This window comes from Pseudomonas sp. MTM4 (genome assembly GCF_019355055.1).
Lineage (GTDB): Bacteria > Pseudomonadota > Gammaproteobacteria > Pseudomonadales > Pseudomonadaceae > Stutzerimonas.
This window is the reverse complement of sequence record NZ_CP048411.1, coordinates 4,431,964-4,457,823: the sequence shown is the minus strand read 5'-3', so window position 1 is coordinate 4,457,823 and position 25,860 is coordinate 4,431,964. Positions and strand designations below refer to the sequence as shown.

Below are 25,860 nucleotides of genomic sequence, written 5' to 3'. Positions count from 1 at the left end.
CTAGGCGTTCAGGCCGATCCAGCCGTGGAAGCCGACGTAAACCCCCACACCAATGATCAGTAGGCTGGACAGGTAAGGAGCGCGACGGGCCACAGCACCCAGCCAGGGCCAACGATTGGATGCCTGGCGTGCGCCGATAGCAGCGGCTGCACCAACGGTAACCAGAGTTATAGCCAGACCGATGCTGAAACACAGCACCAGGACGGCACCCAGGGTGACTTCTTTCACTTGCAGGCAGAGCAGCAGCACGGTGATCGCTGCCGGGCAGGGAATCAGTCCGCCAGTCAGACCGAACAGGATGATCTGGCCGGTGGTGACATTGCGATTGCTGAAGCGTTTACGGATGTCGTTGGCATGCGCTCGCTCATGGGCATCCTGGTAGCCCTCCAGCGACAGCTCTAGCCCCTCCAGCTCGGAATGATCATGCTCATGACGGTGGCTTTGCTCGCGGAACTCCAGGTCATAGTCGTGGGAGTGATCAGCATGGCCGAGGCTCAGGCGCGCAGTGAACTCATGGGGCTCGGGAATATCGTCCAGTGACTCTAGGTAGTCACACCGGTCGACGAAGCGAAACTGCTGGGCCAGGCCATCGGGGCGAGTCGTCAGCAAGCTTACTTCAGCAGCCGGCCAGGCATGACCACTCAAGGTCTTCAGCCGCCAGCGCGGAGGGGCGCCTTCTTCGAAGATCGACAGCTCGATACGCCCGTGCCCTGTGTCGATACGCTGCGTTTCATCGTGGTGGTGATGGTCGTGTTGATGCTCATCACCTTCCTCGAAGCGCCACATCTGCTCGCCACGCCAGGTGCGCCAGAGCATCCACAGGGCGATGGTGATAATGATTACGGCGGACGCTAGCTGGAAATAAGGCTCGGTAGTTTCGGCATCCAAATTCTGCCCCAGGTACATGCCGCCCATGGCCACCAGCCAGACTACGGCGGTGTGCGAAAGCGTTGCGGCAAGGCCTAGCAGAATGGCCTGCTTCACCGTGCCACGAATGGCCACGATAAACGCCGCCATCATGGTCTTCGAGTGCCCAGGCTCCAAGCCGTGCAAAGCACCCAGCAGAATGGCGCTGGGGAAGTACAGCCAGGCCTGCGAGCCCCCCTGTTGCAGCAATTCGGCGAAACTCGACATGGGAGGGGCCTAGAGGTACTTGGTGATTTGCTTGAAGTCTTCGAGTGAAGCGCGCTCGCCTACCGCAAGTGCTTCGACTGTATGTTCCAGACAGTGGTCGATATGGTCTTGGATAAGCACACGCTTGGCCTGGCAGACGGCTTTTTCCACGGCATGTAGCTGCTGAGCAATGTCGACGCAGGCCCGGCTGTCTTCAATCATGGTGACGATGCTGCGCAGGTGGCCCTCCGCACGCTTCAACCTTTTGATGATGTCGCCATGACTTTGGTGCTGGTGGCCGTGTTCGTGATCGCTCATGCCTTGAGTCTCGTGCGTCGATGAATTACGCTCTCATGCTATCCCCCTGGGGGGGATATGGTCAAACCGGCTACCTCTCCATAAAAGCCACTCGCTTAGGCATCGAAAGAACCACAACATGCTCAGCAATCCCATTAGCACCAAGGTGATTTTTGCCCTTGCTCTCGCCATATTGCTGGCTTGGGCCGGGCATACCTCTGCGCTGTTTATGGGATCGAGCCAGCCTTCCTTGAGTGGAAATGACAGTGCTCATTCGCATGCGCATGGTGATGAGACGCAGGCCTGTGCTGCGTACGGGGATCACTGCCACTCGCCGCTGACAGCCGACCACTTGCATGAAACACCGCATCTGACCGCGCTGCTGAGAATAAGCACGCTGCCAGAACGTGCGCAGCCGATACTCGCCCCTCGCTACTCCATTCCTCCAAGCCCGATCTTCCTGATCGAGCGGCCACCGCGCGCCACATTCGTGCTCTGACACAGGCCGCTGTGCGGCCCAAGCCCCCTTTAATTTAGGACTCAACCATGCATTCGCTATCTATGGGCGCAATGGACTCATCTGTCGTGCGTCCGAATCGCTCGTTACTACTGTTGCTGCTTTTCATGGCATTGCTGTTTCTAGGCATGCCTGAGGCGCTGGCCCACGCCGTTGCCGAGGGCGACAAGGGCTTTATTCAGGAAAGCTCCGGGGTGATGGTGCTGCCGTTTATCTACATGGGCGCTAAGCACATGATCACCGGCTACGACCACCTGCTGTTCCTCTTCGGAGTGATCTTCTTCCTCTACCGCCTGAAGGATGTTGGGCTCTACGTCACCCTGTTCGCCGTGGGCCACACAGTTACGCTGTTGTTCGGTGTGCTGGCAGAAATCAGCATCAGCTCCTTTGTGATCGACGCCATCATCGGTTTCTCGGTGGTGTACAAGGCGCTGGATAACCTGGGCGCATTCCAGCGCTGGTTCGGCCATCAGCCGAACACCAAAGCGGCCACGCTGATTTTCGGCCTGCTGCATGGCTTTGGTCTGGCGACCAAGATTCAGGAATACGAGATCTCGGCAGATGGCCTGATCACCAACCTGATCGCCTTCAACGTCGGCGTCGAAATCGGCCAGCTCCTGGCCCTGAGCGCCATCCTGATTGTCATGGGCTACTGGCGACGCACCGCCAGCTTCTGGCGCCATGCATATACCGCAAACGTCGCCATGATGAGCGCCGGTTTCCTCTTGATGGGTTACCAGCTCACCGGCCTGATCGCCTCTCAGTAAGGAATTCTCAGCATGTTCAATACCAAGCTTCCGACCCAAAGCGAATTGCCTACCAGCCGCCAACTGTTGCGCTCCACTGTGATCGCCGTGGGCGTTGCCGCAGCCTTACTGGTCACTGTAGTGATGCCTTCGGAGTACGCCATCGACCCAACGGGCGTTGGCCGCTTACTCGGCCTGACCCAGATGGGCGAAATGAAGAAAACCCTGGCCGAAGAAGCGGCTGCGGATGCAGCGGTTCAACCCGCTGCATCCCCCGTTGTGCAAGCCCCCGTGCCTGTTCAGCCGGTAGTTCAAGAGCAAGTCGCGGCAGTGCCTGTGGCTGAACCAGCCGCAGAGCCACAGCCAGCCCTGAAGTCTGACGAGATAACCGTCACCCTGAAGCCAGGTGAGGCCAGTGAAATCAAGCTGGAGATGCTGAACAAGGCCACGGTCAGCTACGAGTGGGCAACCAATGGCGTACCGGTCAACCACGACACTCATGGCGAGCCTTACAACGGCCCCAAGGGCTACTACCACAGCTACAGCAAAGCCAAGCAGATCAAGGGTGACAAAGGCGAGTTCACCGCCATTTTCGACGGCACACACGGTTGGTTCTGGCGCAACCGCAGCAACCAGGACGTGACCATCACGCTGAAGACCAAGGGCGAGTACCTGAGCGTCAAACGCGTTATCTGAGGCACATAGCCCCTGCGTCAGCCGGCACAGGGGCTTCTACTTTCATGATCGAAACAGAAAGGATTACATGATGAAAAGCACAACTACCCTGAGTCGCTCCCTGCTGTTGGTTTGTCTGCTTGGTCTGCTGTCGGCCTGTGGCGGCGGCGAGCCGGAAACCCAGTCCGAAGTCGAAAGCCACGGTCACGCTCACGACTAAGATCTGAAACGCTGTGTTGTCACGAGCGAGGAGCCTACTTGTTCGTGACAATCAGCAAATGCCTCTTCTTCTCGGCTACCGCTACATCATGCACTTTAGGTGTGACTGCTTTTGGCCGATGGCAGCCTAATGTGGGCGTTGTTGCTAACGGCTAAACTTCGCTAGCCTGAGTAGCTGGGGCATACGCCTATTCGAGGCAATCTCGCCAGGGCCTAGCCTTTTCCTCACGTAAAAACGCCATGCTGTAGACGCCCTATCAGATCCAGGGCTAAGCGAAGCTCAGCATCGCTTCCTGTCATATCGACGGGCTTGCGGCCATTAAGCGCCTTGGCAGGTTTGTTCAGCCACTCGACAGCGCTTTGCTCATCACCGGCAAATAGATCTGTTGCTGCCTTTCTGAGCTCGATCTCTAGCGCTGATCTAACCATCATGAATCCCGCCTTAAGATCCCAGCATTTCCATCAGACAATGCAGCGCAAACGATAGCTAACGAGGTAGCACAACTCAGCTGAAACTAACATCGCTCAGCACCGTCAGCAGCGGCCATCGATCATGGATCCACTCATATTCGGCAGGTGGCGTCGTAGTCACGACATATACCCTCCGCTGCTCCCCTTCGCCAATGACCAGGCACTCTAGCGCAAAGCCCTTTGGGACATCGAACCAGTGCGATGTCCGTTTCTTCTCGCCTGGCCGACCTTCCTTCTCCATATACCTCTGAACCATGCCGAACCCACGGCGGGGCCTGTATTTCTCCCAGCCGCCAGACTGCACGGTGCTGAGCCTTGCCCAGCCGCCCTGAGGGCCGTTTCCTGGCTCCTCCTTCCTCCTGCCCCAAGGAATCCAATCGAGCTGGCCGCTTTCCTCAAGCAGCACCGGAATGGCTGCTTTGGGATTGGGAAAATAGATCTTCCAGACCTTATCGGCCTCACGGGCCTCTACGCCTCCGCACATGCTTGTTACCTCACACTGCTTACGCTGCCTTATGTTCTAGACTCTGCTCGCCAGGAAGGCATTCCCCTCTCGAATGGAGTTCGAAGATGCGGTATCTCCCATACATCGCGATTGCCCTCGCCTCCTCACTGCTCTCTGTTTCCGCCACGCTCTGGCACGCAGCTCCGAAAACTGCCGAATCCTCTCACTCCGTCACACGCCCCCCGCTGAAGGTTGAGCATCAAAACGGGAACCTACTGATTTGGGGCGGCTGGGAAACTACGAAGGGATACCAAGCACCAGGTATCAACGCAGTAGAGATCCGTTGTGATACAGCCAGCTCCCGCTGCGTAGAAGCCTATGCCTCGATCTTGCATCACACCGAGGGAGAGGATCTCGAAGCGCAGGTATTCGACTACGTGGTGCAAAACTGGACAGAGACCGAAATGCTTGCGGTGGCTGGGCAAGCGATGGAGTGTTTAGATCGGAGACTGATCGTTGATCTGGTTGCTCAGCAGGCTCGTTTGGAATGGAGTCCCAGCGCGGAAGCGGGCTGCGAAGGCGACATAGGTGCCGCTGTGCTAAGCGGAGATCCGTTGTAGATCCGGCCGCTTGTCCACCCTGATTGACCTCTCTCAACGGTTCGCGAATACTGTTTGCATATACAGTATTCCTTGGATGTTGCGATGTCATCTCTTTCGATACTGGCCCGGTGCGAACGCCTGCGGGAGCGTCTTCTCACCGATGTGGCCAACGGCCTGCGTATTACTGGCTTTCAGTCACCCGCCGAGGATGAGAAGGACGACGGGCTTTCTCTCGACCTTCTCACTGGCTTGGGGGCGCCTCACGTTTGGGCTGTGCAAGTCTTGGACGATAGTTTGGTCGGCTTCGGCATATTCCGTGGTGATCGGCTGATCGTGAACCGTGCGGCCACTCACCTGGACGAAAGGCTGGTGGTGGTTGACCTTGCGGGAGACTACCGCGTGCGCCTGGTTCAGCGTGACTTGTTGGGGGGCCGCTGGCTGAAAGCAGCTGACCCCACCGTACCGGGCGTACAACTGGACGGCGATGAGATCATCGAAGTTTGGGGTGTCGTCACCTGGGTGGTAAGTCGTGTGGCGACATGAGCATACCGCCGAAAGTATTCGCGCTTATAGATTGCAACTCGTTTTACTGCAGCTGTGAGCGCATCTGTCAGCCGGAGCTCAAACGTAAGCCGGTCGTAGTGCTATCCAACAATGACGGCTGCGTAATTGCTCGCTCAGCCGAGGCCAAGGGGCTTGGTATCGCCATGGGGGCGCCCTACTACCAAGTGCGCGAGCAGATGCGCCGACAAGGAGTGGTGGCGCGCTCCAGCAACTACACCCTCTATGCAGACATCAGCAATCGGGTGATGCGTGTAATGGCTGAGATGCTGCCAGGCATTGAGGTTTATTCCATTGATGAGGCTTGGGGCGACATGACCGGAGTTGCCGACCCGGCTGAGCTGGGCCGAGGCATTCGCAACCGTCTAGCCCATGAAATTGGGATGCCGGTCGGAGTAGGCATCAGCACCACCAAGACGCTGGCCAAGCTCGCGAATTGGGCAGCGAAGAAATGGAAGGCAACTGGCGGTGTACTTGACCTGACCGACCCTATCCGCCAAGAGAAATTGCTTCGGTTGGCTCCTGTGTCGGAGGTGTGGGGCGTGGGGCACCGCTCGGCTGCCAAGCTAGCAGCTCTGAACATTTCTACCGCTTGGGAACTGGCTCAGTTCGATATCGGTACATTGCGAAAGACTTTCGGCGTGACCATGGAGCGCACGGCGCGTGAGCTGCGTGGTGTGAGCTGTATTGGCTTCAATGACGGCCCCCCTCCCAAGGAAGCCATCTGCTCGAGCAAGATGTTTGGAGCGCGTCAGACAGACCTGCCGCCGATTCGGGAAGCACTAGCTGCCTACGTGGCTCGAGCAGCCGAAAAGCTGCGCGGCCAGAACTCGCTGTGCAGCACTATCCAGGTCGGACTCCAGACCCAGCTGGCTGATCGCAATGGGCCACGTTACGCCGATGCCATCACCTTAGCCTTACCCTCTCCAACAGATGACACTCGCGAAATTTTGGCTATGGCCCAATACGGCCTTGGGCGAATCTACCGCCATGGCTACCCTTTCTCGAAGTGTTCCATCTTGCTCATGAATTTAAGTCAGCGCGGCGAGCTGACACCGGATCTATTTGCACCCAAACCACGCCATGGTGCCGAGCGGCTGATGGCAGTTATTGACCAAATCAACCGCAGAGAAGGAAGAGACACTGTGCGTATTGGCCGAGTGCCTGCGACACCGGTTTGGGCTATCCGTCGGGAGATGTTGAGTCAACGGTACACGACGCGCTGGGATGAAATTATTGGCGTGCGAGGATAGTCTTTGAATGGAGGCGTCTTCTTGCGGCTAAGGAAGGACGTTGGTAAATGCTGACAACCCCCCTTTCTTGTAGGCGTCGCCCCGAGACTAAGCTGGCTCTGGGAAGTGCGTGCCGTTCACAGATGCAGTCAGCTAATATCTGCTGAGTTATCTGAGGCCGTGAAGGGAAATCAACATATGGCTACCCAACGCCCGATGCCGAGGCTTGATGCCGCGAAGCTTCGGGAGAACGCGCTTACCTCTATTCGGTTAGGCGTTGAGGACTTCGAGCGCTGCAGACATCCAGCGGGCGATCCAGCGCGGGCGCTCTCGGCAATTCGAAACCTCTTCGCAGGCGTACTGCTCCTATTCAAGTACAAAATCGCTACGTGTGTCGATGACCCCGCTAATGCTGCGGCGCTAATCTTCAATCCACCGGAGGTTTTGCCTCATTCAGATGGGGAAGGGGGTATCGCATGGGTGCCGGTGGGCAAGTTCAGGCCCACCACAATCGATGTGGGAACGATCCAAAAGCGTTTTGAAGCTTTTGAGATAGATGTTGATTGGGATGTGATCGAAAAACTGCAGGCGTGCCGCAACCATCTTGAGCATCTCCATCCCGCTCACACGCTAGGTGAGGTAGCCGAATTCGTGGCGGAGCTGTTCCCGGTGTTACGGGATTTCATTCAGACGGAGCTGGAGGAGTCACCAGCAGCTATCCTCGGGGACGCTTGGCAGCTCATGCTGTTGCATCACAACTTCTTTGTAGACACCACAAAACGATGCGAAGAGGCTTGGTCTGAGGCCTACGTGCCTGAAGGAATGGAGCCTTGGCTGAAGGAGTCTAAGTGCCCGGAATGCGGTTCAACTTTATTAGCGCCTGCGCAAGAAAGTCTGGACGCAGGTGATACTGTTAAACGCAACGATGACCGCTTTAAGGCTATCTGTATCGCCTGTGGATACACAGACTTGGTTGCCCCGCTCATGGTCGTCGCGCTGGAGAACGCCCATAGTTACGACCCGCGTGACGGAGGCGAGGCCAGCCTTGAGGGCTGCAATCAGTGTGGCCGTGGAGCGTTCCTCATCTATGAGCAGTCCTGCCTGTGGTGTGCCGCTGAACTCGAATACACGGAATGCGAGATGTGTGAGGAGCGTCTGGGGCAAGAAGACCAGCACAATGGTGGGCTGTGTTCCTATCACGCTCACTCTTATGAGAAATTCATGCGTGAGGATTGACTCTGCCGTGGAGCGACCTGGCTTAGCACTGCAAACAGCGAAGCACTAAGGAAACTCTGAAGAAGACTTCCTAATTTTGGCAAAATGTCCGGACTCCACCCGCCGAGTTTTCCGATGAAGCAGATGACCTTCGCCGACGCCGAGTACGCCGGCAAGCGCAAACAGACCCGTAAAGAGCTGTTCCTGATCGAGATGGATCAGGTGGTGCCGTGGAAGGGTTTGATTGCCTTGATCGAGCCGCATTACCCCAAGGGTGAAGGTGGTCGTCCGGCGTATCCGCTGATGGCGATGCTGCGCGTACATTTGATGCAGAACTGGTTCGGCTACAGCGACCCGGCCATGGAAGAAGCGCTCTACGAGACGACCATCCTGCGTCAGTTCGCCGGGCTGAGCCTGGAGCGCATTCCCGACGAAACCACCATCCTCAACTTCCGTCGCCTGCTGGAGAAACACGAACTGGCTGCCGGTATCCTGGCCGTCATCAATGGCTATCTCGGTGACCGCGGTCTGTCGCTGCGTCAGGGCACTATCGTCGATGCTACGTTGATCCATGCACCCAGTTCGACCAAGAACAAGGACGGTAAGCGCGACCCGGAGATGCACCAGACCAAGAAGGGTAACCAGTACTACTTCGGCATGAAGGCCCACATCGGTGTGGATGACGAGTCGGGGCTGGTGCATAGCGTGGTTGGCACGGCGGCCAACGTGGCGGATGTCACCCAGGTCGACAAACTGCTGCATGGCGTGGAGAACGTCGTCTGCGCCGATGCCGGTTACACCGGGGTCGAAAAGCGCTCAGAACATGCGGGCCGCGAAGTGATCTGGCAGGTCGCGGCGCGTCGACGACGGCTCGTTGCCACTCGCTCACATCAATCGATGATGGGGATGGGTGATCCTCTGGATGGGTATGCCATTCCCCTAAATAATTTTCGGCACCCATACTCACAGCCCAACGCTTCTTGAGCGCTTCAGCATGCCCACGCTCGACACGCTCGAATCTGAATCTAGTTCTCTTATCGTCTACTTGGGGCATCGTGGCAGCAGTAATCTCGAAATGCTCCCCTCTTCGCAGACCAATCAGAATCCCGCCAGACTCCGGGTCACCCGCTTTCAGCTGCTTATACCGAGCAACAAGCTCAATCACCAAAGCGCTCACTACTACAAGCCGCCCCGACCCCGGATCAATCAGTGCGAGCGGCTGCATACTTCGCAGTTTGCTCTCTGTCTAGGCGAAATCGGCTTCACCTGTTTTCCATTTGCATAGTCCAAAGTAATACTTCGTAAAGTAGGCTTGAATATTCCACTTGACCAATCAAGGGCGATTTCAGCAGCTAGAGCTGCCGCATGCAGTGCAGCAGGCGCGGAGAATGGAACAAGCCAATCTCCGCATGCACCTGCATTCTTCACTTTCATCTCATACTCTCGCCGCATAACCGAAAGCTGGCCGCCTGGTTTAGTATGCTCCAAGCAACTTACGCAGGCTTGTTCGCGTTCATGCAATAAATAGGCTTGAGCACCACAGCCCGCTCCGACAACCCATGAAAATACTATTGGAGGAAGATTTCCGGAAATAAAATTCTCGCCTAAATACTGAGAAAATGCCTCACTACCAGTTGCATCGACGACCAAGTCCACCTCTGAAAAAACACTCAGATTTTTCACTCTATCGCTGTATGCGTGCAACTTCACCTCCGGGTATTTGTTACGTAACTCTAAACTAAGAGCGGAAGCCTTGTCCTGGCCAATATATTCAAAGCCAAGAAAGTGACGCCCCAAATTACCCATAGACAAATCATCATCATCAATAAGTATTAACGAACCACCTAAAAAACCAGCACCAGATTTCACAAGTAAATCTGACAAATATCCACCAATCGCACCACAACCAACTAAAGCAATATTTTTTCCTGCAAGACTTTTATATCCCTCCATAAGATTGCGCGACAACCACGACTCCGCGTCAATCGGAATCGGACTTAGCCGGCTAACCTTTACATTTCTAGGGTAGCTCCGGAGAACAGAACGCATAAACTGATCTGGAGTCCTAGCCTTAACGATTTTATTCACAACAGAAAGATTAAGAAGAACTGCGCAAGAGCAATTAGGTGCCCGAACCAAAAGAAGAACAAGATTTTGGCGAAGCCTGTATGCATCTTTCAGCACAGACATTAGTCCACCATGGGCTTTATAATCTGCAACCTTTAACCACGTAGATAATTGTTGGAGATTAGTGGGCGGCCACTCTTCAGAAACACCAAGCAAAGAAACTGAATCCACGACCCGTAATATCAAGTTTGAATAGGCTTCTTGGCCACCCCAGTTCTCGTAGCGAGCAACTAGAGCCTCTTCGTCGCTCCCCAAAATCCATATTTCCTCGCGAGCATCATTTTTGGGGAGAGTAATTATTGAACAATGCTCATACAGTCCCTCAGATCTTGATTGGGGAATATCAAGAAGTAGATCGCCACCACCCCAATAGACCAAAAATTCATCACGAGTATCTATCAGAGAATCGCCATCGAGAAGTCGTTCGAGAAGCCGCTGGGCTAACTCAAGACAACCTACAACCGCTCCACCAATATTACCTCTCGGAAGATAGGCTTGATCACGCCCCAAGTAACATAAAAATCCATACGGATTAATGTGAGCGCACACCTTTGGCAGCCCTACCGGACGCTCAACAAGCTCAATGGATGGAAGAGAAACAAGTGATACATCCGAAAAATGAATACGGATGGGGACTTCTTCGCCCTTCGGGCGAAGAAGTCCCTTGTATATTGGGTACGGCATACTTTGCTGAAGCTCGTAGCCGTACCCGATTAATGCCGAATGGATCCTACTCAGTTCCACTGTTTAACCCGCCGTCATAATACCGACAGGGGACACTGCTTTCGTCCTCTCTAGAGGAGTGCTTTGAACTGTATCAATCACCACTCGCCCTGGATCGAAGGGCATACGATGACCGAATGCTTCTTGCAGAAGCTTGCATGCTTGCTCCGGAGTACTAGAGCGATAAATTGCCTCGTCCAGTTGCTGTGCTAAACGAGTGAGGCGAGCCACCACGTCGGCACGAATGCCATCCTTATCCAAACGCGCAGCAATATCTTCTTGCTCCTCGATGGGTTTGTTAATTGTCGTGGGGTTCATGACCTTGCCTTGGAGAATTTTGGGCAGTTCCTTTGCAACTTTCAGCAAGGCTAAATCATCGCGTCGAGGTAGTGACACATCGAGCGCTTTCGCAACTGCGACCATCAAGAGAATGGACTTGGGATCCTCACCACTCCATACCTGATTGTCACGCCACCCCTTTATGTAGCGCATGACCCGACGTAACTGCTCGGTCTTTAAAGCAACTTCGGATTCAACCCAATCCTTAATTGGCCGAGGATCATTATCGCGCCAGCCGCGATCTTTGGTGGCCATGAGCACACCATGAGTAGGCATCAAATCCCACTTATCGTCTTCGTCTAGCTGGGCACTCGCCAAGATGCTGTCGAGCGCTTTGCAGACAGCCATCGACCGGATCTCCCTAAGCTTTTCGAACTCAGCATCCGGAATGCTGTAGGCCGGCACATCAATGTGCTTGTCGCCGGCGATCTCAAGGCGCGTGCAATTTGGATTGTCGTCAATGAGTTTCCAACCCTTTTCATCCGCCAAGCCTTGCAGCACTTCTTCAACGCAGGCAAACAAGACATTGCTCATAACAGACGGACGGGCCGCTTCAAGATAGCTAAATGGGAGATAGGTTCCATCGTCGAGATCCGCTTGCTGGGGATCCCGGCAAGGGGAATTCAAGGTCTTGTAAGCCCACGAGCCTTGGGTGAAGAAACGCGGCTTGCGCACCTGTTGCTCACTACCGAGTGCTTTCTGAAGCATGCCGGGTAGCTTAGAACGGAGCCGATCACGTATTTCGGTGCGAGCGCTCTGCATCTCGTCTCGCTCATCGCTGGAAAGCGTCAGTCGGTCTAGGTAGGTGGTCGCGTAAACCGTACTGTCCAACAGACTGTGCAGGTTGAAAGCTGGCATCGACATCGCTCCGTTGACCCAATGACGACACCACTATATGGTGTGCCAATCACGGATGTCTACCACAACATAGGGGGTTGAGATGTATGCCGTTTTCGGCCTGAAAAGCCTTGTGATAGGCGTACTGGCACTGATCCTACTTGTTTTTCTTGGTGTCACCTGGCAGGAAAGGCCCGATGACGTGACGGAGCTCGTTTCGCTCCTTTGGAGAGTCGCCAGTCTTACCATTGGGGCCATATTCCTTCTAGGCAACATCCGTCCAGTGTTTCGCTGGATATGGAAAGCAGCAGAAGCATGCTCTGATAGCTTGTTCCCTGACCTGACCGGCATTTGGAAAGGACAGCTTCGATCCAACATTTCTGTCCATGAAGCGCTTCAGAATGCTGCTAACTCACGTGAGCGGACATTCAATGCTTTTGATCCCAATGACGTTAATAGCGTCGAGCTTGAGCAGTTTGAAGCGGTAATGAGTATTAAAGCGACCCTCAACCGGATCACTGTGAATATGACCGTCCAAGGGCGAAATGGGGAGTCGCGCTCCTACAGTTTGATGTGCAAGCCCAGGGTTTCGGCTCATGACGAACCCCATCGTCTTACCTATGTTTACGTGTCGCAATTGTCTGAACCCTCGGGAGATGACGAGTCGAACCACATAGGAGCAGCCGAACTGGAAGTGCTACGCAAGGACGATCAGCTCATTCTTTCTGGTTTCTACTGGACAGCACGAAACTGGCGTAATGGCCGCAACACCGCAGGAACACTGCGCTTCGTGCGCACATAGCGAATCAGGTCAGCAAAGGCCGACAAAACGTAAAAAAAATTTCAGCGGCACTGCCGTATACTTTCACGCCGAAAAGGAGCCTGTTTATGCCAAAATGTATACGCTTTCGTTCATCAATGACCCTCCTCAACAGCCACCCCCCTTACTACTCGGGCCGCGCAGAAATGTTTACGATTATGGCATCGGCGTTTTGTCAATAAGAAGTTAGCTGGCGCACGGATCTGAGCGGACCGCGCGTTGTTGTCTACCAAGCCGGCCCCCATCACGTACAGGCGTACGCTCAGGGGCTCCGACTTGGCAGACGCCTAGCGCTGCCTCGCTCAGCTTCGCGCTCACACCGAGCTGAAGAAGCAAAGGCGAAATTGCAAATGCGAGGGAACGCTGCGTTCTCATTCGCGAAGTGGAATCACATTGTAGGAGCGAGGGGGGCGCCTAGCCCTTGCTCGCGAAGCGCTATCCGCCAACTCACCACCCGAGTTAACGCATAGCCCGAGGCCACCGCCAATCCAGTCCCCTCGCCCCTCTGGGGAGAGGCCTAGGGTGAGGGGCCGACCTACCAGACAACACAAAGGCCGGGACCAAACTCCCGACCATCCCCTCGCCCCTCCGGGGAGAGGGCTAGGGTGAGGGGCAGCCCCACCAGACAACACAAAAGGCCGGACTAAACCCCGACCTAATACAGAACACCAGGGCGCAGGGCACCACCACCCTCCCCCAACCAAACACCCGCTTTTGCGTGCACACACAAAAGCCCAGAACATTCCCGACCGGCCACACCGGTCCCCAATCAGGAGAAACCGCCATGCTGAGCTGGGACGAATTCGACGAAGAAGAAACCACTACCACCGCCGCGCCCGCAGCCCCACAAGCCGCTGCCACCAGCAACGAAGCCCCCGCCAAGCTCGACCAGGACGCCGCCGGCTCCGTCGAAGAAGCCCGCGCCGTAGCCGCTGACGACTCCGCTGCCATCGCCCGCGCCAAAAAGGCTCTGGACGACCTCGACATCCAGGAAGGCCTGGACGACCTCGAAGGCGCCTCCGCCCGCGTTCACGTCGGCGACAAGCAGATGATCAACGCCCGCGCCGACCTCAACCAGCTCGTACCCTTCAAGTACGACTGGGCCTGGCAGAAGTATCTGGATGGTTGCGCCAACCACTGGATGCCGCAGGAAGTGAACATGAACGCCGACATTGCTTTGTGGAAGAGCAAAGACGGCCTCAGCGAAGACGAACGCCGCATCGTCATGCGCAACCTCGGCTTCTTCTCCACCGCCGACAGCCTGGTCGCCAACAACCTCGTGCTGGCCGTGTACCGCCTGATCACCAACCCCGAGTGCCGCCAGTACATCCTGCGCCAGGCCTTCGAAGAGGCGATCCACACCCACGCTTACCAGTACTGCATCGAATCGCTGGGCATGGATGAAGGCGAGATCTTCAACATGTACCACGAGATCCCGAGCGTCGCGAAGAAGGCCTCATGGGGCCTCAAGTACACCCGCTCGATCTCCAACCCCGAGTTCAACACCGGCACCGTCGAGACCGACAAAGAGTTCCTGCGCAACCTCATCGCCTACTACTGCGTACTGGAAGGCATCTTCTTCTATTGCGGCTTCACCCAGATCCTCTCCATGGGCCGCCGCAACAAAATGACCGGCACCGCCGAGCAGTTCCAATACATCCTGCGCGACGAGTCCATGCACCTGAACTTCGGCATCGACGTGATCAACCAGATCAAGATCGAAAACCCACACCTGTGGGACGCCGCCATGAAGGACGAAGCGACCCAAATGATCCTCCAGGGTACGCAGCTGGAAATCGAATACGCCCGCGACACCATGCCCCGCGGCGTGCTCGGCATGAACGCCGCGATGATGGAGGATTACCTCAAGTTCATCGCCAACCGCCGGTTGACGCAGATTGGCTTGAAGGAAGAGTACCCGGGCACCACCAACCCGTTCCCGTGGATGAGCGAGATCATGGACTTGAAGAAGGAGAAGAACTTCTTTGAGACGCGGGTTATTGAGTATCAGACCGGTGGGGCTTTGAGTTGGGATTGATTTTTTCTACCCAACCACACCGCCAATAACACGTAGCTCATACGGCTTATCTTCGGGCTAAAGGCCTTGCGCAGTCGCAAGGCCTCAAAAACTACTTGAGCTTGACAGCTCAAGCTCAGACCTGACAAACATCAATATTATTACTCAAACTGTATCAACGGGACTGATTTATTTACAGGTCCGCAAACGGTCCAACGAATTCTCGGCCGTACAATATCTAATGCTTTTATAATATTCGCCAAAGTACTTAATCATGAGCTGGAAAGAAAATAGCCATGTTATCACCGCTTCAATAAGCGCAGCAGCAGCGATTGCCTTTGCTATTGGGGTATATGAACAAGCTTTAATCCCAACAAGGATAGCGAGCACTACAAACGAGCTCACCGAAACGAAGAGAAGGCTAGAGAAGATAACGGCAACGAACTTAGAAGAAAAATCTCAACTTGCATTGCTTTCATCTGAACTCAAAAGAACAAAAAAACAGCTAACAGACGCAATCAACTCGGCATTATTTCAGCATAACAATCCTTATCCCAAGGGGGCAGGAAAAGTTCGCATTGGTGACAACGCAAATTCAATTGTCGAAATCTACGAAAAAGAACGAGTTGATACAAAGACACCAAGCTATTACAGCGTAACATTGGAAGGCCTAATTTCAGGCGCGACATATTATTTTAATGAAGACGACAACGAAAAGATAATAACGCACATCTTATTTACATTGAATTACATCCCGCAAGATGACGAAAGCGACCTTTTTTTACAACCATTACTGGAAGAGGCGCTCGGGCAGCCATCTGAACTGTCTCGAGAAAGTTATTTTTTTTGGAAAACCCAAAATACTAACGTTTTCAAAAATTCTGAAAGATCCTACTTAGTAATGGCGCCAGGCTATGTACCGGGAAGCTGGCCGGCTAAGCTGCAAGATGAAGTGATCAATATACTCCAGACATCGGCTAGGTAGACGGAATATCCGCGCGACGTGTCAAGGCTGCGCTGCTTCCTATGTAGTGGTCAACTCATGCCGGACACGGTTTTAAGTTTTCTTCCTTTTTTGCTGGAGCCAACCCATCGTTAAATTGATGAGGGCGGATCCAGTTGTAGCGAGGTAGCCTGGGAGTGACGTGTGGAAAAGGCTTCGCCGTTTTCCACCCTACATGCCGATGCGTCAGGCGAATTGCGTGGGTGCGGTGGCGTAGGGTGGATAACGCTTTGTTTATCCACCGATACGGACTTTCTACCAGCCACACGCTCAAGGATGAGCCGCCATGTCTCGATACCGCCGCGCCCAGGTGCCGGGCGCCACGTATTTCTTTACGGTCAATCTGCTTAACCGCCGCAGCGACCTGCTAGTTCGCCATGTCGACCTGCTACGCGAGACGGTCCGTGCCACGCGCTCGCGTCACCCATTCCATATCAATGCCTGGGTCGTTCTGCCGGACCATATGCATTGCGTCTGGACGTTACCGGAGGGCGACGCGGATTTTTCGCTGCGCTGGAAGGTCATCAAGTTCGCGTTTGCCAGGCGACTACCAAAAACCGAAGTGCTGACGACAACGCAGCTCTCTCGCGGTGAGCGCGGTATCTGGCAACGGCGATATTGGGAGCATCTGGTTCAGGATGAACGCGATTATCGGCATCACGTCGACTATGTGCATTTGAATCCGTTAAAGCACGGTTTGGTGGAGCGCGTCGTCGACTGGCCCTATTCGAGTTTTCATCGGGCGGTCGGGGCCGGTGTTTATACAGTTGATTGGTGCGGTGATGAGGCGCAGGGGTTCGCAGGTGATGCGGGCTGACGCGTGGAAAAGGCTTTGCCGTTTTCCACCCTACGTGCCGATGGGTCGGCGGAGTAAGTGGGTGCGGTGGCGTAGGGTGGATAACGCTTTGCTTATCCACCCAATCGACTTTCCCGCCTGCTCCACGCCAAGGAGCGACCGTTAAAGGCTGGGCGCCGCTTCGCCAGTTGCAGCGAGGTAGCCTGGAAGAAACGCGCGGAAAAGGCTTCGCCGTTTTCCACCCTACGCTCCGGCAACGTCGATGCGTCGACGGTGTGTGCGGTTGAGATGTCGTAGGGTGGATAACGCTTTGCTTATCCACCGATACGGACCTCCCGCCAACACAACGCTCAAGGATGAGCCGCCATGTCCCGCTACCGCCGTGCCCGTGTCCCGGGCGCCACGTATTTCTTCACGGTCAATCTGCTCAATCGTCGAAGCGACCTGCTGGTCCGCCATGTCGACCTGCTACGCGAGACGGTGCGTGCCACCCGCTCACGCCATCCATTTCACATCGATGCCTGGGTCGTCCTGCCTGATCACATGCATTGCGTCTGGACACTACCCAATGGCGACGCCGATTTTGCGCTGCGCTGGAAGGTCATCAAATTTGCGTTTGCCCGCCGCTTGCCGAAAACAGAGGTACTGACAGCAACGCAACGATCCCGTGGTGAGCGAGGGATCTGGCAACGGCGCTATTGGGAGCACCTGATCCGAGACGAGCGCGACTACCGCCATCACGTCGACTATGTCCACCTAAACCCGCTGAAGCACGGCTTGGTTACGCACGTCGCCGACTGGCCTTACTCCAGCTTTCACCGAGCCGTCAGGGCTGGGATTTATCCCAACAGCTGGTGCGGGAAAGAGCTGTCTGTTTCTATGTCCTAAACAAGCCCTACTCTGTGCCCCAATGCCGGACCGCGAGATGCATATTGCAGCTCTCCGCTCGCTCCCGTAGCGTGGCCGCCTTCGAATCGGCTTCAAGGATGACGTGATGCAACAGCGATGGATCGACCAGCCAGCGTCAGATGAAGACGTGTTTGACCGCTTTCTTGAATCATCCAGCGGGTTTCTCGATCAGCATATATCGGTCATTCTCAAGGCCGGCCCACCACTGTTTGGCTTCGCGATATTTGTCTTCTATTTCTACCGCCACCAGTTTTATCCGAGCTTCGATCTGTTTCAATTTTCCTCGCTACTAATCGCCGCGGCCGCTATCGGATTTACCATCATTGGCTTGCTAGTTTTTGCTCTGTTCAGCCCAGGCATATCGATCTACCAACTATTCATCCAGCACAAACATGTAAAAGGCGATCTCAAGTCCTCACTGCCATATCTAGAGGACCGCCGAGGTTGGTGGGTTTTGAAGCTAGGAAGTCTGGTCTTTTGGCTGCCATTCATAGTTTGTACGTTAGGCCTGATGGCGGTGCTGATGCTGGCGCCATCACTATTCCCGTTATCAGTCGTTCTGGTCCCGATAGCGGTAACTCTTTTGTTCGGCCTGATCATCCAAATGGTCTTCGAACTGAAGCCGTTCAGCTTCCTTCGATACATATGGGCGGCCGACGTTGGGGTGATGATTGCGGGCCTTCTGGCGACCTTTACGCTCGGTCAATCCGCTCCGATCATCGAAGGCTATCAGATTGGTGTGTGGAAGTGGGCAATCTACGTAGCTGTAGTTCTAGTCGTTCCACTCATTGCAGCGTTGTGCGCGTTCTTTCTCATTGCGGGTTGGAACGCCGCTTTGCACTTTTCCATTTTCTTCGCACTAGTTATCGCTCTTTACAGTGGTCTGCTAAGGATGGTCTGAAGTAGTCAGGTATTTCTGGCTGACTCCAGCCCTTGCCGATTTCAAAACGGTGATTCGGCTAAAAAACGATCAAATCATCCCCTCTTTCCGGATTTATAGCCGGCGCGAGCACCTCGCGCCGGCCATTTCCCGCATTACAAACGCACCTCTCCTGCATTCGTCAGCAAATGTCGGCGCGCCATCCACAGGTTCGACAGCGCGAACAGTGTCACCAACTGCGCGGTGTTCTTCGCCAGGCCACGGAAGCGTGTCTTCACGTAGCCGAATTGGCGCTTGATCACCCGGAACGGGTGCTCGACTTTGGCGCGCACCTGGGCCTTGGATTTCTCGATCTTGCGCTTGGCTTTGTACAGCGCACTGCGCTTACTCAGCTTCTTGTACGTACTGCGGCGGGCCGCAATCTGCCAGATCACCTCCCGGCCTTCATGTTCCGGGCGTTTCTCTACGCCGGTGTAACCCGCGTCGGCGCCGACCATGTTTTCCTTTCCATGCAGCAGTTTGTCGACCTGGGTAACGTCAGCAACGTTGGCTGCCGTCCCCACCACGCTGTGCACCAGGCCAGACTCGGTATCCGCGCCGATGTGGGCCTTCATGCCGAAGTAATACTGATTGCCCTTCTTGGTCTGGTGCATTTCCGGGTCACGCTTACCGTCCTTGTTCTTGGTCGAACTCGGCGCATGGATCAGCGTGGCATCGACGATGGTGCCCTGGCGCAGCGACAGGCCCCGATCGCCCAGGTAACCATTGATCACCGCCAGAATCCCGGCCGCCAACTCGTGCTTCTCCAGCAGGCGACGGAAATTGAGGATGGTGGTTTCGTCGGGAATACGCTCTAGGTTCAGCCCGGCAAACTGGCGCAAGATTGTGGTCTCGTACAGCGCCTCCTCCATCGCTGGATCGCTGTAGCCGAACCAGTTCTGCATCAAATGTACGCGCAGCATCGCCATCAGCTGATACGCCGGACGACCACCTTCACCCTTGGGGTAGTGCGGCTCGATCAGGGCAATCAAACCCTTCCACGGCACCACCTGATCCATCTCGATCAGGAACAACTCTTTGCGGGTCTGCTTGCGCTTGCCGGCGTACTCGGCGTCGGCGAAGGTCATTTGCTTCATCGGGAAACTCGGGCAACGGGATCGGCGTATTTCACCAGATTCGGGAAGTCTTTTTCAGACCATCCCTAACCACTTTGCCCGATAAGACTGTGCATGCATTGGGGTTGGGTAATTTTCAAGCCGAATCGATTCTGTTCGAACCTGGCTTTTGCGACGATTCAGTGGAGCCTCTGTACTTGGATGGCGCTTGCGCTGTGAATAACATCCAAGTCATATGGGCTCTTGGCGAGACGTTGATCTTGCGGCGCGACGACCGCGTTCTACAAATCCCTTCCAGGTTCGTTCGGGCAATAATCAAACCAGCTGAATAACGCATTGGCTGGCAACGTAGCCTGCAGCAAGGGAAAAGGGACAGATTTATTTCCTATCCCAGCCCGTCCGCATTTGCGCCACACGTTACTCGGCGCCATCCACGGTTTTGCAAGGCACAGCGAGTCCCTTTCTCTTCCCTGGCCAAGAGTGAGGCGCTCGAGGGGCGCAATGCCTTGATATTGGCGACTCAAAGCTGCGGCCGAACGTCAGCCGAGGTGTACCTGCGATAAACAGAGGGACAGACCACATTTCTCAAGATTGGATAGCGCAGCCAGCGTTCTACTCTGCTCAAATTCCTCCAAAGCCCATCAGCGCTCTAAATCGACTTCGAGGAATAAAACGCGTATGGACACCCGCTTTCTAAGCCTCATGGAACTCCAGAACGTCTTTTTCTACCGATTCGTTACGCTCGCCATTTTCGTGGCAGTCGGCGTTATGTTGTTGTTCGCGTTGCCCGACATGAAGCGCGCCGAAATATGGGTAGTTGTTCCGGTGCTTTTCATAATGTGGGGTCGCTTTGCCGTTGAATATGTCCGAGTCAGCAAATGTGGCCCAGCGTTTATCCATAACGATGAGCTGGTGATTACCCGCGACGCGGGTCACCGGCAAATACCCCTGACCCGCATTCGCTCGGTCACCTCCAAACACAGCCTGTTCATGGTGCGCCGTTATCGCTCGTGGACGGATCACCTGGCATTTCTGGAGGTCACGCTGAACAACGGCGAGCGCGTTTACACCCTGGCTGAGAGCAAAGTGTTTGAATACCCGGCGGGCAAGAAAACGCTGAGCGCAATTCAGGCCGCTGTTCTTGCGGCCAAGAGACACAGCCTCACATCACAGCCAAACCATGATGCGGGACTTTCGGTTTAGCGAGGTAGTCTGAAGTAACGCGTGGAAAAGGCTTCGCCGTTTTCCACCCTACTTGCTCACATGTTCCTCGACCCAACTAACAGGTTAGGCACCGCTCGGTGCCCCTAGAACAGCGAGGGAACCCGCCGAGGCCGGCGGGACCCAGGAGTAAGATTCCCTGACCATTCTCAGGGGAAGTCGGCTGGCTCTGCCTCGTAGGCTTTGTGCAGGAGCTCGATAAAAGGTCTTGCCTCTTCAATAGTGTGGGAGGCAATAGCAGTAACGGGAATCCCCGGCGTCCATGAGTTCATCACCGCTGCACCGGAGAGTTCGTTCAAGCTTTCAAGCGTGATGAACTCGTGACGCTGCGGCACCTCGAGGCGTGCAAGTTGACGCTGAACCATGGCCATCATGGTGCCTTTCAGCATTTCGGCCCTAGGCCAGATCACCGTAGCTCCATCCCAGAACACCAAGTTCCAGATAGTGCCCTCACTCAGGTGCCCGCGATCATCGAGAAATGCCGCGTCGTCAAAGCCCTGCCGTATGGCCTGGTGCAGGTAATAGGTCTTGCCTACTTCACCGACATGCTTGATTGCGGCCAGAGGCCTCTGGTGCGCGATGGCACTCAAGCGTAACGGGCCTTTCGGCCCATCAGACGGAGCGGCGGTACGCACGAGCACGCCAGGCTCCAGATCCATGCTATCGGCAGTGAATTCGCCATGGGGAGAGAAGACGGTGACCGTCAGCGACTGGTCTCTCGTCCCCTCTTGAATCGCCATCCGAATGTATGAGCGCAGAAGCGCATCGGACGGCGCCCGGCCAAAGAACTCTAGAGAGGCATTGCGCAGACGGTCGAGGTGAAGATCCAGCGCCTTGACCTTGGCGTCTCTCACCTGCATCGCCGTGAAGTGTGCAAACCCAGCAAAAGCCAGAGGGCTGAGTTGCAAATCGGTGACAGGTTGCCCATTGATGATTGCAGGGTAAGAGTTCGGTTGGGTCGCCATGAGAACAGCTCCTGATGGTGCTCGATTGATCGAGCACCTATCATCGACTCTGACAGCGCTGTCAGAGTCAAGGCGAAACAAACGATGAAAATAGGCGAGCTATCCAAGCGTTCTGGCGTCAGTGTCAGAATGCTCCGTTACTACGAAGGCGAAGGACTGCTGAAACCCAAACGCACAGCCAGCGGCTATCGCGATTATGCCCCGGAAGAATTACGCACCGTCGAGCGCATAAGGTTACTGGGCGCGGCCGGCATGACCCTAGCGACCATATTGAAGTTCTTGCCATGCGTGAGAGGCGAAGGCCTCGCGTTCGAGCCATGTGACGAGCTGCGTAACGTCCTATACGAGCAAATCCGCGTTGCCGATCAGAAGGCAGCGGAGCTGGCTCAAAGCCGAAAGGTTCTGGAGAGTTTTCTGCACGAAGTTGAGCGAGACTGAGCGAGTAGTCTGGAAGAAATGCTTGGTAAAGGCTCCGCCGTTTCCCACCTTCGGCCCTCACGCATGGGCGCTGCAGTATTAAGCAGTCACTTCACACAACCCACCCGGCACCGCCATCACCCAGTCCCTCACCGCCTGAACCGTCGGATCATCCCGCCGTCCCTCCGGATAAACCAGATGAAATGGCTTGCCCTCCATCACCGGCCCAAACGGCTGAACCAGCCGCCCTTCCCTCAATTCGTCCTCGATCAATTGACGACTCATCAACGCCACGCCCTGCGCGCCAACGGCGGCTGAAATGGCGTGGGTCTCGTCGGAGAAGACCAGCCCGGCGCTGACGTCCAGCCCCGGCACGTTGGCCATTTTCTGCCATGACGCCCAGTGAATCGGGGCGGATAAGGCGCGCTGGGCTTGGAAGTGGATCAACGAGTGTTTGGGCAGCTCGGCCACATCATGCAAGCCAAGCCGCGGGCTGCAGGCCGGAACGAACGTGTTGTCGAACAGCTTCTCCGCCACCAGCCCGGGCCAGCGGCCGTCGCCATAACGGATGGCGATGTCGGCCGTTACCCCATCCAGCGCGACGGGCTCATGGGAGGTATGGAAGCGCAGATCGATATCCGGATGGGAGTCACGCAGCATGCAGACCCAGGGCACCAGCCAGCGCACGGCAATGGCCGGTGTGGTGCTGAGGGTGATCGCCTGACGACAGGGTCCCGCGCTGAGGCGTTCGACCGTTGTGCTGATGCTGTCGAACGCCGTCTCAAGCGTCTGGTGCAGCTCACGGCCTTGGGCGGTCAGCTCCAGCTTGCGCGGTTTTCGCACAAACAACGCCACGCCGAGCGATTCTTCCAGCGAGCGAATCTGGTGGCTGATCGCCGTAGCGGTGACGTTCAACTCCTCGGCGGCCTGCTTGGCGCTCTCATGGCGGGCGGCCGCTTCGAAGGCCCGCAGGGCGGAAAGCGAAGGCAATCTTCGGTGCGCCATGGCTGAGTTTTCCTCATCTGTAGCCTAAAGAAATGGTCGTTTGTCGCCCGTAGAGGCTAGACCTAGTCTGGGCCTACCGCGAATGACAGATGAATTCAGTCACAGAGGAGACCCACCATGACGCACCTTCTGCACCTTGATGCCAGCGCCCGCCCCGGCCTCGCCGGTAAAGACAACCACGGCTCCCACAGCCGCAACCTCACTCACCGCTTTGTCAGCCAATGGCAGTCCCGCCGCGCGCAGGACAGCATCAACTATCGGGATATAGGCCAGAACCCGCCCTCCTTCCTCAACCATGACTGGATCGCTTCAGCCTTTACGCCGCCAGAACGTCAGGAGCCCTGGATGAAGGACGCGCTGGCCGAAAGCGACCAATTGGTCGATGAGTTGATCGCAGCCGATGTGCTGGTCATCGGGACGCCGCTTTACAACTTCGGGATGCCCGCGCCGCTCAAGGCCTGGATCGACCAAGTGGTACGCCTGGGACGGACGGTTGGGATCGACGAAACCAAACATCCCGACCCTTACGTCCCATTGCTGGGAGACCGGCCACGGCATGCGGTCATTCTCACCGCCAGGGGCGGCATAGGCTTCGGTCCCGGCGGGGAAATGGCTCACATGAATCACTTGGAGCCGAACCTGGTAACCGCGCTTAACTTCATCGGGATTACTCGCATTCATCAGATCGCGATTGAAGGTCAGGAAACGGGAGGTGACGTGCTGGCGGCCTCGGTGGCTCAGGCGCTACGTCAGGTTGATGTCTTGGTGACTGAGCTTCAGGCAGCCCTTGATGCCAATCCCAAGCCCCTCGTCACCGAACACGTCCCTCGTGCTGCTCCGGCACAAGCTTCGTGAACAAGCGCTGATCGGCCGCCGCCATGAACAGATAGACTGCGGCCCGATTCAGCAATACAAGGAGATTTGCATGGGAACGGACACCCTTAAAGACGCGGCTTACCCGCTTGATCAGGGCTGGGACTTGGACACCGGCTGGAGGGCGGACAGCACCGGCAGCCGCGACTTCAGTTGGATGCCTGATCGTGGCTGGGGCCGCCAGGCCGAGTTGCCGAAGACCAAGCCAGGTAACGGCGGCGCCTCCTTTGCTGCCTGGGAAGAGCATGTCGAAAGCACTCCTGAGCTGTCGGATTGGCCGCCGCCCGACATGCTCAGGCTCCCCGAGCCCCAGCCGCCGGGTTTCTACATCGTGCCGCGCAGCATGTCCGGCGAGCAGGTGCTCGCCAAGTTGTTTGCCGATGCGCCCCATAATCACTTGGTCAGCCGCATCAAGGCGCTAAACCCCACCTTCGCGAAAGGCTTCAAGGCCGGCGAAATGTTCGTCTTGGGTAACCTGATCAACCCGACCGCTTGCCTGCGCGAAGAAGCCGACCTGATGGCGGCTGCCGCCAAGGTTCGTACGGCTTTAGAGCCGCTGAGCGAGAGCGAGGCGGATTTCATGGCGAAGCATCAGGCCGAAATCGCCTTGATGGTCGGTGGTGCCAGCCAGTCGCTAGGGCTTGGCACCGACATGCTAAGCATGGGTTTGAAGCAGATCGATGGCACCCTGCGCGATATCGAATTCCTGCACCAGCGCGAATTCACCACGCATGGCCACCTGCAAAGTCCGCAGTTCTTCGCTTCGCGCCAACAGCTGTACCGCCAACTCGACAACCAGTTGAAAGCAACCTTCCTCGGCAAGCAGCTGGGCCTGGGCAGCTACCCGACGCTGCGCCAAGACCTAGGCATTTCCACCCGCAGCCTGGTGCACCACTGGAGCAAAGGCGGCGCACCGGGCCAGATTCCCGGATACGCGACGCATATGGATAAAATCGCGAAGGCGGCGAAGTACCTTAAGAACGGCACCTATGTTGGTATTGCCTTGGGCGGTACGGCCTCCGCTTTGAAAGTCCAAGAGGTGTGCCAAGCAGGCGAAACCCAGGCGTGTCAGAAGGTTCGTTTTACCGAGACGGGAGGGTTTGCTGGAGCGCTGGGTGGTGGGGCGCTCGCCATGGCTCTAACTAGTCCCGTAGCGGGATCTATTTGCGTTGCACTCGGAGTAGCCTCAGGCGGCCTCGGCGGCGTTGTTTGCGGGCTGGTAGTGGTTGGAGGAGCTTCGGTGGCGGGTGGGGCTGGGGGCGCCGCAGGTGGCGAGTGGATGGGGGAATTCATGTACGAGCAGACCAAGCCATGACTGAGTTCTGGAACTCTTGGTGGGCATTCTTTTTTATGCTGGCCCCCTTCGTAATCGGCTCTTTGGGCATGGCCATGATTCTTGTCATGGCATACCAAAATCTGGACATGATCCTCGACACGTTTCCAAACAGTGAATACGTCCAAAGACAGAAAATGCTATGGGGCAATAGCGGTCTTTACTCGCGATTTATTCTGACCAGCAGTTTGGCAGCGGTGGCCCTGTTGCCGAAAGGCCACATTAAACGCGGAGAGCTTGATGAGAATGAAGTACGAAACCTGCCTCACTTCATCAAGCGCCGAATGCTTATCGCCTGGTGGCTTTGCTTTGTCGGCATGGCGTGGCTGTGCCTGGCGGTTGGCCTGCTAAAACTCACCGGAAACTGAACGCATCAGTCCGGCGGCT

At 56.0% G+C, this 25,860-nt stretch carries 28 protein-coding genes and 2 pseudogenes; 20 read left to right on the top strand and 10 right to left on the bottom strand.

What is annotated here, in order from left to right; all coding sequences use genetic code 11:
* Positions 1-1,134, bottom strand: a complete 1,134-nt coding sequence (locus GYM54_RS20585) for a nickel/cobalt efflux protein RcnA (RefSeq protein ID WP_042924890.1) — start codon at positions 1,132-1,134, stop codon at positions 1-3.
* Between the two features lie 9 nt (positions 1,135-1,143).
* Positions 1,144-1,431, bottom strand: a complete 288-nt coding sequence (gene mreA / locus GYM54_RS20580; RefSeq protein WP_042924893.1) for a metal-sensing transcriptional repressor MreA — start codon at positions 1,429-1,431, stop codon at positions 1,144-1,146.
* Between the two features lie 118 nt (positions 1,432-1,549).
* Between mreA and GYM54_RS20575 the strand changes: the two genes are divergently transcribed.
* The 4 genes from GYM54_RS20575 (at position 1,550) to GYM54_RS21830 (ending at position 3,568) form a co-directional block, all read left to right on the top strand.
* Entirely contained in the window at positions 1,550-1,909 is a 360-nt protein-coding gene (locus tag GYM54_RS20575; RefSeq protein ID WP_042924896.1) for a hypothetical protein, read from the top strand.
* A gap of 47 nt (positions 1,910-1,956) precedes the next feature.
* On the top strand, positions 1,957-2,694 hold the full coding sequence (locus GYM54_RS20570) for a HupE/UreJ family protein (protein WP_125862888.1): 738 nt from the start codon (positions 1,957-1,959) through the stop codon (positions 2,692-2,694).
* Between the two features lie 12 nt (positions 2,695-2,706).
* The gene (locus GYM54_RS20565; protein ID WP_125862887.1) at positions 2,707-3,369 is read left to right on the top strand and encodes a transmembrane anchor protein; all 663 of its coding nucleotides are present in this window, start codon (positions 2,707-2,709) and stop codon (positions 3,367-3,369) included.
* A gap of 70 nt (positions 3,370-3,439) precedes the next feature.
* Positions 3,440-3,568 carry a hypothetical protein gene (locus tag GYM54_RS21830; RefSeq protein WP_256044860.1) on the top strand — a complete coding sequence of 43 codons (129 nt, stop codon included), beginning with the start codon at positions 3,440-3,442 and terminating at the stop codon, positions 3,566-3,568.
* Between the two features lie 224 nt (positions 3,569-3,792).
* Here the strand turns inward: GYM54_RS21830 and GYM54_RS20560 are convergent, their stop codons facing one another.
* A complete protein-coding gene (locus GYM54_RS20560; protein ID WP_231752127.1) occupies positions 3,793-3,999 on the bottom strand; it encodes an antitoxin Xre/MbcA/ParS toxin-binding domain-containing protein in 207 nt (68 codons plus the stop codon).
* Between the two features lie 73 nt (positions 4,000-4,072).
* On the bottom strand, positions 4,073-4,522 hold the full coding sequence (locus GYM54_RS20555; RefSeq protein WP_197444494.1) for a hypothetical protein: 450 nt from the start codon (positions 4,520-4,522) through the stop codon (positions 4,073-4,075).
* 86 nt (positions 4,523-4,608) lie between these two features.
* Between GYM54_RS20555 and GYM54_RS20550 the strand changes: the two genes are divergently transcribed.
* From GYM54_RS20550 to GYM54_RS20530, 5 genes and pseudogenes are all read left to right on the top strand, one after another.
* Positions 4,609-5,103, top strand: a complete 495-nt coding sequence (locus tag GYM54_RS20550) for a hypothetical protein (protein WP_231752126.1) — start codon at positions 4,609-4,611, stop codon at positions 5,101-5,103.
* An 84-nt stretch (positions 5,104-5,187) separates the two neighbouring features.
* Positions 5,188-5,628, top strand: coding sequence for a LexA family transcriptional regulator (locus GYM54_RS20545; RefSeq protein ID WP_197444493.1), 441 nt, complete (start codon positions 5,188-5,190; stop codon positions 5,626-5,628).
* Positions 5,625-6,899, top strand: coding sequence for a translesion error-prone DNA polymerase V subunit UmuC (gene umuC, locus GYM54_RS20540; protein ID WP_197444492.1), 1,275 nt, complete (start codon positions 5,625-5,627; stop codon positions 6,897-6,899). Before GYM54_RS20545 ends, umuC begins: the two co-directional genes overlap by 4 nt.
* Before the next feature lie 177 nt (positions 6,900-7,076).
* A complete protein-coding gene (locus GYM54_RS20535; protein WP_197444491.1) occupies positions 7,077-8,114 on the top strand; it encodes a hypothetical protein in 1,038 nt (345 codons plus the stop codon).
* Positions 8,115-8,228: 114 nt separating this feature from the next.
* A pseudogene (locus GYM54_RS20530) lies at positions 8,229-8,957 on the top strand (IS5 family transposase); the annotation flags it as partial.
* A gap of 61 nt (positions 8,958-9,018) precedes the next feature.
* On the opposite strand, the pseudogene GYM54_RS22175 reads toward GYM54_RS20530, so the two are convergent.
* The 3 genes and pseudogenes from GYM54_RS22175 to GYM54_RS20515 form a co-directional block, all read right to left on the bottom strand.
* Positions 9,019-9,318 (bottom strand): annotated as a pseudogene (locus GYM54_RS22175) (hypothetical protein); the annotation flags it as partial.
* The gene (locus GYM54_RS20520; RefSeq protein ID WP_197444490.1) at positions 9,300-10,904 is read right to left on the bottom strand and encodes a ThiF family adenylyltransferase; all 1,605 of its coding nucleotides are present in this window, start codon (positions 10,902-10,904) and stop codon (positions 9,300-9,302) included. The gene GYM54_RS20520 and the pseudogene GYM54_RS22175, both read right to left, overlap by 19 nt.
* A gap of 63 nt (positions 10,905-10,967) precedes the next feature.
* Entirely contained in the window at positions 10,968-12,140 is a 1,173-nt protein-coding gene (locus GYM54_RS20515; RefSeq protein WP_197444489.1) for a cyclic GMP-AMP synthase DncV-like nucleotidyltransferase, read from the bottom strand.
* 82 nt (positions 12,141-12,222) lie between these two features.
* Here GYM54_RS20515 and GYM54_RS20510 point away from each other — a divergent pair, with 82 nt between their 5' ends.
* The 6 genes from GYM54_RS20510 (at position 12,223) to GYM54_RS20485 (ending at position 18,565) form a co-directional block, all read left to right on the top strand.
* Positions 12,223-12,921, top strand: coding sequence for a hypothetical protein (locus GYM54_RS20510; RefSeq protein ID WP_197444488.1), 699 nt, complete (start codon positions 12,223-12,225; stop codon positions 12,919-12,921).
* An 802-nt stretch (positions 12,922-13,723) separates the two neighbouring features.
* Positions 13,724-14,977 (top strand): ribonucleotide-diphosphate reductase subunit beta, encoded by a 1,254-nt coding sequence (locus GYM54_RS20505; protein WP_197444487.1) that lies wholly within the window; start codon positions 13,724-13,726, stop codon positions 14,975-14,977.
* A gap of 253 nt (positions 14,978-15,230) precedes the next feature.
* Positions 15,231-15,941 (top strand): hypothetical protein, encoded by a 711-nt coding sequence (locus GYM54_RS20500; RefSeq protein WP_197444486.1) that lies wholly within the window; start codon positions 15,231-15,233, stop codon positions 15,939-15,941.
* A 304-nt stretch (positions 15,942-16,245) separates the two neighbouring features.
* Positions 16,246-16,776, top strand: coding sequence for a transposase (locus tag GYM54_RS20495; protein WP_197444485.1), 531 nt, complete (start codon positions 16,246-16,248; stop codon positions 16,774-16,776).
* A gap of 345 nt (positions 16,777-17,121) precedes the next feature.
* On the top strand, positions 17,122-17,643 hold the full coding sequence (locus tag GYM54_RS20490) for a transposase (protein WP_197444484.1): 522 nt from the start codon (positions 17,122-17,124) through the stop codon (positions 17,641-17,643).
* A 106-nt stretch (positions 17,644-17,749) separates the two neighbouring features.
* A complete protein-coding gene (locus GYM54_RS20485; RefSeq protein ID WP_197444483.1) occupies positions 17,750-18,565 on the top strand; it encodes a hypothetical protein in 816 nt (271 codons plus the stop codon).
* Positions 18,566-18,699: 134 nt separating this feature from the next.
* Here GYM54_RS20485 and GYM54_RS20480 read toward each other — a convergent pair whose 3' ends face one another.
* Positions 18,700-19,680, bottom strand: coding sequence for an IS5-like element ISPst5 family transposase (locus GYM54_RS20480; protein ID WP_003296471.1), 981 nt, complete (start codon positions 19,678-19,680; stop codon positions 18,700-18,702).
* A 657-nt stretch (positions 19,681-20,337) separates the two neighbouring features.
* Between GYM54_RS20480 and GYM54_RS20475 the strand changes: the two genes are divergently transcribed.
* The gene (locus tag GYM54_RS20475) at positions 20,338-20,862 is read left to right on the top strand and encodes a hypothetical protein (RefSeq protein ID WP_197445380.1); all 525 of its coding nucleotides are present in this window, start codon (positions 20,338-20,340) and stop codon (positions 20,860-20,862) included.
* 167 nt (positions 20,863-21,029) lie between these two features.
* Here GYM54_RS20475 and GYM54_RS20470 read toward each other — a convergent pair whose 3' ends face one another.
* Positions 21,030-21,845, bottom strand: coding sequence for an aminotransferase class IV family protein (locus GYM54_RS20470; RefSeq protein ID WP_197445381.1), 816 nt, complete (start codon positions 21,843-21,845; stop codon positions 21,030-21,032).
* A gap of 84 nt (positions 21,846-21,929) precedes the next feature.
* Here GYM54_RS20470 and GYM54_RS20465 point away from each other — a divergent pair, with 84 nt between their 5' ends.
* Complete coding sequence (locus tag GYM54_RS20465) at positions 21,930-22,283, top strand: MerR family transcriptional regulator (RefSeq protein ID WP_197445382.1); 354 nt, start codon at positions 21,930-21,932, stop codon at positions 22,281-22,283.
* Positions 22,284-22,361: 78 nt separating this feature from the next.
* On the opposite strand, the gene gcvA is transcribed toward GYM54_RS20465, so the two are convergent.
* Positions 22,362-23,267, bottom strand: a complete 906-nt coding sequence (gene gcvA / locus GYM54_RS20460; protein ID WP_197445383.1) for a transcriptional regulator GcvA — start codon at positions 23,265-23,267, stop codon at positions 22,362-22,364.
* A gap of 117 nt (positions 23,268-23,384) precedes the next feature.
* Here gcvA and GYM54_RS20455 point away from each other — a divergent pair, with 117 nt between their 5' ends.
* The 3 genes from GYM54_RS20455 (at position 23,385) to GYM54_RS20445 (ending at position 25,841) form a co-directional block, all read left to right on the top strand.
* Entirely contained in the window at positions 23,385-24,122 is a 738-nt protein-coding gene (locus tag GYM54_RS20455) for an FMN-dependent NADH-azoreductase (RefSeq protein ID WP_197445384.1), read from the top strand.
* 70 nt (positions 24,123-24,192) lie between these two features.
* Positions 24,193-25,455, top strand: coding sequence for a hypothetical protein (locus tag GYM54_RS20450; protein WP_197445385.1), 1,263 nt, complete (start codon positions 24,193-24,195; stop codon positions 25,453-25,455).
* A complete protein-coding gene (locus tag GYM54_RS20445; protein ID WP_197445386.1) occupies positions 25,452-25,841 on the top strand; it encodes a hypothetical protein in 390 nt (129 codons plus the stop codon). The genes GYM54_RS20450 and GYM54_RS20445 overlap by 4 nt, the downstream gene beginning before the upstream one ends.
* Positions 25,842-25,860 lie beyond the last annotated feature (19 nt).